Source organism: Treponema sp. UBA785, assembly GCF_002297065.1.
GTDB lineage: Bacteria > Spirochaetota > Spirochaetia > Treponematales > Treponemataceae > Treponema_D.
Window position 1 is genome coordinate 1 of record NZ_DBJD01000030.1, and the last position, 8,989, is coordinate 8,989.

Annotated in this window: 11 protein-coding genes; 1 reads left to right on the forward strand and 10 read right to left on the reverse strand. The window is 40.4% G+C overall.

The features are described 5' to 3' along the window. The 10 genes from B2X33_RS02155 to B2X33_RS02200 all read right to left on the reverse strand — a co-directional run. On the reverse strand, positions 1 to 226 hold a 226-nt coding region (locus tag B2X33_RS02155), incomplete at its 3' end, for a hypothetical protein (protein ID WP_296667274.1). A gap of 155 nt (positions 227 to 381) precedes the next feature. After that, entirely contained in the window at positions 382 to 648 is a 267-nt protein-coding gene (locus B2X33_RS02160) for a hypothetical protein (protein ID WP_296667276.1), read from the reverse strand. Between the two features lie 136 nt (positions 649 to 784). After that, the gene (locus tag B2X33_RS02165; RefSeq protein ID WP_296667278.1) at positions 785 to 1,330 is read right to left on the reverse strand and encodes a fasciclin domain-containing protein; all 546 of its coding nucleotides are present in this window, start codon (positions 1,328 to 1,330) and stop codon (positions 785 to 787) included. A gap of 414 nt (positions 1,331 to 1,744) precedes the next feature. After that, the gene (locus B2X33_RS02170) at positions 1,745 to 3,526 is read right to left on the reverse strand and encodes a carbon starvation CstA family protein (protein ID WP_296667283.1); all 1,782 of its coding nucleotides are present in this window, start codon (positions 3,524 to 3,526) and stop codon (positions 1,745 to 1,747) included. Positions 3,527 to 3,615: 89 nt separating this feature from the next. Next, positions 3,616 to 4,113, reverse strand: coding sequence for a DUF8052 family protein (locus B2X33_RS02175; protein WP_296667285.1), 498 nt, complete (start codon positions 4,111 to 4,113; stop codon positions 3,616 to 3,618). 351 nt (positions 4,114 to 4,464) lie between these two features. After that, on the reverse strand, positions 4,465 to 4,827 hold the full coding sequence (locus B2X33_RS02180; RefSeq protein ID WP_296667286.1) for a hypothetical protein: 363 nt from the start codon (positions 4,825 to 4,827) through the stop codon (positions 4,465 to 4,467). Positions 4,828 to 4,853: 26 nt separating this feature from the next. After that, positions 4,854 to 5,264: a (deoxy)nucleoside triphosphate pyrophosphohydrolase gene (locus B2X33_RS02185; RefSeq protein WP_296019636.1), complete on the reverse strand. Its 411-nt coding sequence runs from the start codon at positions 5,262 to 5,264 to the stop codon at positions 4,854 to 4,856. A gap of 32 nt (positions 5,265 to 5,296) precedes the next feature. After that, entirely contained in the window at positions 5,297 to 5,821 is a 525-nt protein-coding gene (locus B2X33_RS02190) for a hypothetical protein (protein WP_296667288.1), read from the reverse strand. 75 nt (positions 5,822 to 5,896) lie between these two features. Beyond that, complete coding sequence (locus tag B2X33_RS02195; RefSeq protein WP_296019639.1) at positions 5,897 to 6,460, reverse strand: hypothetical protein; 564 nt, start codon at positions 6,458 to 6,460, stop codon at positions 5,897 to 5,899. 32 nt (positions 6,461 to 6,492) lie between these two features. Next, on the reverse strand, positions 6,493 to 7,719 hold the full coding sequence (locus B2X33_RS02200) for an LIC_12708 family protein (RefSeq protein ID WP_298740438.1): 1,227 nt from the start codon (positions 7,717 to 7,719) through the stop codon (positions 6,493 to 6,495). A 236-nt stretch (positions 7,720 to 7,955) separates the two neighbouring features. Here B2X33_RS02200 and B2X33_RS02205 point away from each other — a divergent pair. Further along, positions 7,956 to 8,989 (forward strand): preprotein translocase subunit SecA (locus B2X33_RS02205; protein WP_349675706.1); only part of this gene is annotated, 1,034 nt, incomplete at its 3' end.

Here is an 8,989-nt window from a genome sequence, read left to right on the forward strand (position 1 = left end):
TTTCCTTAAAAATCCGCCCGTCCGCAAATTCAAGAACGCTGTATTTTTTTAACGTGTCTGGAGAAGCCCCGCGGTATTCTGTGACGGAAACCGGCGAGCCGCTGAATTCAGGAGAGGTAGCCAATGTATTTTTTGAAACTGAAACCGTGTTTTGCGGAAAAACTTCTGCGCCTCCAAAAATAAAAAAAGATGCAAACGCCAAACAAAAAAAACGAGATGATTTCATTTTTTCTTAAGTCTCCATAAAAAATTCTCATTAAAAATTATACAAATACAAAAAAACGGTTTCAAGACAAATAAAAAAAGCAGGGCTAAAACGGAGACATATTTAGTCCTGCTAAAGAAACAACGGTTAAATATGAACTTTCAAGTATTATTATTTTACAGAGCCCCCTCCTCTCCTGCCTGCGTATTTTCAGCAGGAACATTTTCTGTCGGAGCAGCAGAATCTGCATTGTCACTGGCAGCCTGTGAGTTTTGTGTTTCTAAGGCTTTTGTTTCAGAAAAAGAAGTTTCAGGAACATTTTCCTGTGCAGCAGCATTTGAATCTACAGCAGCTTCTGTTTTTTTCGTTCCGGCGCAAGAGAACATCATTGCGGCAAACGCAACCATTGATACGGCGATAAAAATTTTCTTTGTTGTTTTCATTTTTTCTTCCTCTTATTTATAGTTTTAATTTCATTATCTGACATATTACTTTGTCATTATCCGGCTTGACCGGATAATTTCTAAACAGATTCCCTTGTCAAGCAAGGGAATGACAGTAATGTTTCCCAATTTTTTTCTACTCAGCAAGCGCAAGGCTTTTCTCGCTGAAATCTCCTGAAAGACGGCAGACAGCAACCTTGTCATCCGCGCTGGAAGAAAAATCCGAAATCTCAACATTGTCAATCAGAATCGCAGTGTCGGAAACTTCGACTGGAAGAACTTTTCCAGAAAGAGTCTGAACAGAATTTTTTGATTCCAAATTTTCCTTTGTAAGTTTTTCAGGAACAATGTAGTCGGCAATGTTCTTTGAAATTTTTTCAGAATCAGCAACTGTGTCAACCGGAGCAAGAACAGTAACGCCAGAAGCCGAAACTACAGAAGCAACTGTGTCAGAAGAATTTTTGAGGACTTCTGCAAAAACCTTGATTCCGTCAACTTCCTCAATCGACTTTGAAATTTCCTGAGCCGAAAGAACGCCGTCGTCAGCCGGAGCAGCCTCGTTCTGGACATTCAATCCAGCTGCAGCGCCAGCATCTGAAATCGGAGAAGAAGCCAATTCCTGCGCAAAAAGTCCTGCCGAAACCAAAGCAGCAACACCGATAACAACTGTAAGTCTTTTCATAGTTTTTTCCTTATCAAAAAAACGTTTTGGATTCTAAAAAACAACGGACTTCAACGCTCAAGCATCTATTCCGTCTCCTCCGTTTTTTTGATAAGACAATCCTACAGTCAGCGTTTCAAGACTTTTTATTGAAAATGTCAAGATTATGCAAAGATTTTAAATTTGAACCGCAATTTTCCGTCATATCCGGCCAGCCGTGGTTCCGCCTTTCGGCTTCATTGCCGCACTTCGCATTGCTCCGTTCCGCAACGGCTACGCCGCCACTCTTGTCCGGGGTAAATTTTCCGCTCAAACCTTTCATTAACGCATTTTTTTCTAACTTAGCGTAAAAAAAATCCCCGGCTCTTCCCTTTTTATTTAAGGAGAGCCGGGGATTTTTGATTTTTATTATTTTTATTTTTATTTTTTTACAGCCTAGGCATTGGCTTTTTTAGCGTTGTGCTGGGCTACGAAAGTTTTTACACCTTCAACCACAAGCACGATTGCCAAAACCGCCATTGCAAACGCAAATATAAGCTGGAACCAGTTGCCCCAATGCATTGCGTTTGGCGCGTGTCTTACCATTGCAGAGATTTTTCCAACAACAGTAAAGATAAGCTGTGTCAAAGTCGCAGCCAACATAAATGCCATTGGAATAAAGAACATTTTATTGTTTTTACCGGCTTTTCCAAGCCATGCCGCAACTGCAAGAAGAGCAATTCCTGCAAGAAGCTGGTTTGCAGAGCCAAACAGCGACCAAATTGCAGATAGTTTAAGTCCTCCAAGGATTGAACCAATCACAACCATCATTGTTGTTCCAAAAAACGGATTTGCAAGGATTTTGCGGACTGGAGATTTTGCATCTTTCCATGTTTTTTCATCTTCATTCAAGAAGAGTTCCGAGAACATAAAACGCGAAAGTCTAGTTGCAGAATCAAGGCTTGTAAGCGCAAATACAGAAATAGAAAGCGTCAAAAGCGCATTGATTATTCTATAAATTCGTGTCGAAGAATCTCCGAACATAATTGCAATTCCGTTTCCAAAAGCTGTGGCAGGAGAACCATTAAACGACCATATTCCGTTTTCTACGTGCATAAATTTTCCAGAAACCATGCCAAGAGCAATCAAAGAAATTACACCAAGAGCAGACTCAATCAGCATAGAACCGTAAGCGATTGGCCTTGCGTTCTGTTCAGCATCAAGCTGCTTAGAAGTAGTTCCAGAAGCAATAAGAGAATGGAAGCCAGAGCAAGCGCCGCAGGCAACTGTAATAAAGAGAGCCGGGAACATATGTCCGATTGACTGTGTCCAGCCTGTAAAAGCAGGAAGCTCAAAATGAACACCGCGAGCTGAGCCGGTAAAGGCAGAAACTACGATTCCGGCAAGAGCAAGAAGAATCATTGCATAAAGCAAGAACGAAGAAAGATAGTCGCGAGGCTGCAGCATAATCCATACAGGAATAAGAGAAGCCAGGGCAATGTAAAGGGCAATAACAACAATCCAAGTTACGCGTCCGCCGCCAAGACCAACATTCAACCCAAGAACAATAATTCCAACAATTGCAATAATTCCGGCGATTGTCGCAGGAAGAGTTTTTACACCAAAGCGGTTTGTAGCAAGTCCGTAGATTACAGCAAGAATAATAAAGCAGACAGAAATCATTGCAGTCGTCTGGTTTTCAGTAGGATGAAGAACAAAAAGACCGGCTTCTTTTACTCCGTCTGCAACCTGCTGCGCAGTAAGGGCTGGAGTAAAGAAAGTGCTTGCTACAACATTTACAAACGAAGCAATTACAAGAATCAAAACGAGAAGCGAAAAAATAATGAACAGTTTTTTAGCAAATTTTCCCATCGATGTTTTGATAATCTCGCCAATTGATTTTCCTTCGTTGCGGATTGAAGCAAAGAGCGAACCGTAATCTTGCAAACCGCCAAAGAAAATACCGCCAATAACGCACCACAAAAATACAGGAACCCAGCCAAAAACTGCGGCCATAATCGGACCGTTAATCGGGCCTGCGCCAGCAATCGAAGAAAAATGGTGTCCCATCAAAACGGCAGGCTTTGTCTCAACATAGTCAACGCCGTCAGGCATAAAATTCGCCGGAGTTGATTTTTTAGGATCAATTCCCCACTGTTTTGCCAGATAAGCGCCATAAAAAACATATCCGGCAAAAAGCAAAGCAAGAGCAGCAATAATAATCAATAAAGCTGTCATAATCTTTTCCCTCCATTGGAAAAAAACTTTTTTCAAAAATCACCTAAAAACCGTCAAAACTGAGCAGTTCAAAATCAAGGCAATTTTTATTAAATAAAAATAATTTGCTTAAAGACCTTCTTCAAATGCCCTGCAAGCCTATTTACCGCAAAACTTCCGCAAGAAAGATCCATTACAGCCAGTCTCAAATCACTCCATCCCCGAAAAGTAAAATTATAAGATTTGTGCTTTTTTATTTTTCTGCAAGTTTTCAGAACTTCGCCACAAGTTTTTTCAGCAAGCACAATCAAAGTAACGTCAGAAGTTTTGTGCCCTTCAACCGGCTTAACCTTTGAAATTCCGTCGTTCCAGGCAAGCTCTGCAAGTTCCGCCAAACGCTCGGCCGACAATTCTTTTTCGAGCGCAAAATAAACGTACTCATGAGTATAAATGTCCGAAAGATGCGCGATTTTCAAGAGCATGTACTGCTCCGTGTGAGAATGAAATTCCGCAGTCGCAACAAAAGGGCTGACAGGATTTTCAGTATTCAAGTCGTAGTATCTTTTAAAAGAGTCAAGCAACTTTTCCAGAACTTTTTTGCTGTCCATAGTTATGTAATACCATTTTTATAAAATTTAATAAATAGTAAACTTCTTAAGTGTCGTTAAATTTCAGTTTTATTTATAATTTTACGGGCGCTTCTGCCATAAGGCAGACCGAGTATTCCGCGGCTACGGCTTTCGCCTCCGACCAAAGGCAAGCCTTTGTTTTCGCTACGCTCACCGCTCCATCCTCTAGCGCGGTTCGCTTTAGCGAACAGTTCAAATCCGAGTTTTGCGTAAGCAAAATCTCGCAGCGTGCCTGCACGCACACTCTCTAGCGCGGTTCGCTTTTAGCGAACAGTTCAAATCCGAGTTTTGCGCCAGCAAAATCTCGCAGCGTGCTTGCACGCACACACTCTAGCGCAGTTCGCTTTTAGCAGTCTGCGCACGCAATTTATTTGAAAAAATTTTTGCGCAGTTTTCAGGAATCCAGCCTTCCTTTACAAAAAACCATTTTTCGTAATTATCGTCAATTTTTACTGTCGAGCTTCCTTCTACAACCCTGATTTCGCCACGGCGCAAATAACTTTCGACAGGATTTTCATATCCGGCTTCTTTATGGCAGGCTGTATAAGGAGAAGTTACCAAAAGCCATTCAACTCCAGGTTCAATCGCCATAGGTTCAAGGCTGTCAAATTGAATTTTTTCATTTTTTTTTGAGCAGGAAATAAAAACTAAAGAACCAAAAATAAACGCGCAAAAAAGAAAATTTTTTTTCATCGATAAAACCTGGCAAATCTTCAATATTAAAGGCTGTCTGCCAAAAACTTGCAAATCTGAGGATAAATAAGCAAGTCAGAATCTACAAAATTCAAAGTCGGAATCTCTGCAAGCTCAGCCCAGCGGTACTCGGTGTGTTCTGTCAAATTAAATTTTTCCGTCATTCCGTCGTGCGGAAGATGTATAAGATACGCATGCAAAGAAAAATCGTCGCCGTTATGCTTAAACGTCGCTTCCGCAATTTTTTTATCGACACTCACCCTTACGCCGAATTCTTCTTCAAATTCGCGGATTATCGACTGCTCGTCCGTTTCCCCGTCTTCAACTTTTCCGCCCGGAAATTCCCAGCGGCCGCCCATCTGCCCGACAGGATTTCTATGTGCAATAAAAACTTTTTTTTCGTTAAAAGCAATGCAGGCAATCGATTTTTTATTCATTTTTTTTATATAGCTCCAATAAAATCAGTTTTTTACAGAAAAAGAACACGTGGAAAGATAAAATGCAGGACTCCGGCAATTATGCAGAAAATTCCAAGATATTTTCTTCCGCCTATAAAAACAGTCGTTAAAAACGCCGGAAATTTTAATTCAACATTTGACTTTTGAATATAGAATTCAATTAAAAGCGCAAAGCAGGCCGCAAGTCCGGCAACAGCAGGAATCAAATCTCCAATTACAGGAACATCGTTCTGAACTGCCGAAAGAAGCTTTAAGATTCCAGTAAGTCCGGACAAAATTGCAACTACAAGCCGGAAAGTCATATCGTCAAAAAAAGTACCTTTTGAATTGATTGCAAACTGAAGCTTTTTGTCAAAAACAGAATCGTCTTCGCTTTCTGTCGAATCACTAGAATTTTTTTCAACTTCAGAATCATGATTTTCTGCATCAATTTCTTCTGCCGCTTCGCTTTTTTTTGCTGTAAAGTCGGTGGCATAAACAAGAATAAGACCTGCAACAACATTCAATAAAATCGAAAGAAAATAAATCTGTAACATTTTTTAACTCCTATAGAAAGTCAAGATTAAAACTTCAGTTTTATGATTGGCTTTTTTAAGTTCTCCGTAAAATTTTTAGCGTTTTTCAACTGGACATTTTAAATTGACGGATTTTCCATCAAGAAAAATTTCTACATTTATATAAAATATATCATAATCATGGATAGTTGTCCGTAAAAAATTTTCATTCCCGTTATAAATATTCAGTTCCACGCGCTTTTCAACAACATTTTTTTGCGCATCCAGAAATTCAATGCCCACATCAAAATTCAGCGGATTTTCAATTTTGTATTTTTTTGACGGCTCTTCAAATTTTACGCTCACGTAGACAGTTTCTTCAAAGGAAAAGGCTGTAAGCTCAATGGGAACTCCGCCCAAAATATTTTCGTTTTGCCTGTTAAAAAATCCAAGAAAAACTACGAGTAAAAAGCAGATTATGAGCGCCATAAAGACAAGCCTGTTTGTTTTTGTCGAAACAAGAGCCTTAAAAAGTCCCGGCTTAAAAACCTTAAATGTTCCGTCGTAAAGGTTCTGCACTTCTTGAGGAGCATTTTTTAGCCTTTCTTCGCGACTGTAGTAAAAGACCATTTTGTCTTCCTCGCTTTCGCCTCTGGCTTCTTTTTTTCTGCTAAAATCCATAATTCTTCCAAAAACCGCGTTTTTAATTCATTCTAGTTCATAAATGAAGAAACAAGAGAATCTGTGCGCCACCATACGATTTCGGCCTTTTCTTTTTTTATGTAAAGAGCGCTTATAATTCCGTTTCCGCTGAGTCCAAGCGAATAATACAGAATCTCGCTGTGCTCAACTGGAAGCGAGCGTTTTAAAATTTTCTGTCCGCTCGGCTGCACCATCTGAATCAAATAGCCTTTTTCTGTCGGAACAGAAAAGAAAAACCAGCCTCCGTCTGTAACGCCCAAAAAGTCAAAAGGAATAGAAAAAACTTCTTTGCTCAGATTTTCCGAAACCGATTCCTCGTGAGGAGGAATATCAAGCCCTTCTTCATAAAGTCCGGTTTCTACGTTGAGAGGATAAAGCATTGTTTTTTCAAAATCGATGCCCGACTGTACTTTTGTAGCCGGATCGAGATAGTTTTGAAAATAATTTACCTGGACATAGAGTTTTCGGGAAACGCTGTCAGGAATTACATTTTCAATCGAAATAAAATTTATATTTTCAGAATCATTTAAGTCCTTAAGCTTTGGAACAAGTTTTTCGTTAAACGGAACCGAATAAAGCAAAAAGCCGGAAGAATTGAACCAGTAGACAAGAGGTCCTTCGTTCGATTCGCATACAACAACAAGCTCGTTGTTTTTTGTGGCATAGATATTTTTTATAAACGGAAACGGAGTTCCGCCTGGCCCCTGCTGTCCAAGATAATCAATAAAAGTTCCATCGCTGTTAAAACGCAGGACAATGTAGCTTAAGAGAAGCCTGTTTTCTATGTCGTTTTCCTGGCGCTCCGCAGGAAGAGTGTCAACTGCGTAAAGGCATTTGTTGGAATCTACCGCAAGAGGGCCAAGAGTGTTAAAAGGATATTCAACCGCTTTTTTAGTTGAATTTACAGAAGTCTTGTCTGCAAAAGAAGGAGTTTTTGTGTATTCGCTGTTGTAATAAAGAGTCAGAAGCTCGCCATAGGAATTAAGCTCGAGGATTTTTTTTGACTCGCCGTTTGCAATATAAAAAAAACCGTCGTGCATAGTCATAAACGTGTTTATTGAGCCGGATGTACTTAAGTTAAAGAGATTTAACTCGTCTTCAAAACTGCCGTAATTTATTGTAAAAAGGTCTTTTTCGTTAATCGAAGCCACAGAATTTGAGCGGGCGCACGAAAACGCGCTTAAAAAACTTAAAGCCAGAAAGGTAAAAAAACATATTTTTGAAATTTTTCTTTGCATTGTAAAAAAAAGAATATAAAATTGAGCAAAGACCGTCAATGTATCTGATACGGCAAAACTTACGCCGGACTGGAGCAGCGCGCAGCGTTGGCATAGCCAATGGAGCAAAAGCGGAACTGCGCAAGGCCGGTTAGAACGCAAACTGCCGTCCATTTCGTTAAAAAAATCGGCATTGGTCAATTTTTTGCGTTTTTTTTCTATTCTTTAAGCAGTTTTTTTATTATACTATAAACATTATGTTAGACAAAATTTTCACTGCAATTTTCGGTTCTCAGAATGACCGTGATGTAAAAAAGTTAAGACCAATCGTTGAACAGGTCAATGCAAAAGAAGAATGGGCAAAATCTCTGGCCGCAGAAGACTTTCCAAAACAGACACAGATTTTTAAGGAACGCCTTGCAAAAGGTGAGTCGCTTGATGATATTCTTCCAGAAGCCTTTGCTCTTTGCCGCGAAGCTGCTTTCCGTGTAAGAGGCGAGCGCGCTTATGACGTTCAGGTTATGGGCTCTATCAACCTGCACATGGGCCGCATTACAGAAATGAAGACTGGTGAAGGTAAAACTCTTGTTGCCGTTGCTCCTTCGTATCTGAACGCGCTTTCTGGAAAAGGCGTGCATGTCGTTACTGTAAACGATTACCTTGCAGAACGCGACGCAAACACAATGCGCCCGGTTTTTGCCTACCTCGGTTGTACTGTCGGCGCGATTCTTTCTAATATGGACAATGCGGCCCGCCGCGAAGCTTATGCCTGCGACGTCACTTACGGAACAAACAATGAATTCGGCTTTGACTACCTGCGCGACAACATGCAGGTTGAGCTTAAACAAAAAGTCCAGCGTGGATTCAACTATTGTATCGTAGACGAAATCGACTCCATCCTCATTGATGAAGCCAGAACCCCTCTTATTATTTCTGGCGCTGGAGAAGACGACACTTACAAATATTACGAAGTTGACAAATATGTCGGCGAATTTACCGAAGTTGCAAAAGACCCTGCGACGGACGACTATCCGGACGAAGTTCAGATGACTCCGGAAGAGCGTGCCGCAATGGAAGGCGACTACAAAATTGATGAAAAATCAAAAAGAGTTTCCTTTACAGACAAGGGCATGGATCATATCGAAAAGATTCTTCATCAGCACAATTTGATTCAGCCAGGAACAAAACTCCAGGACGAGCAAAACTTTGAATTTTTACACTACTTTACACAGGCGCTTCGCGCGCACCTTCTCTATCAGAACGATGTTGACTATGTTGTAAAAGACGGTCA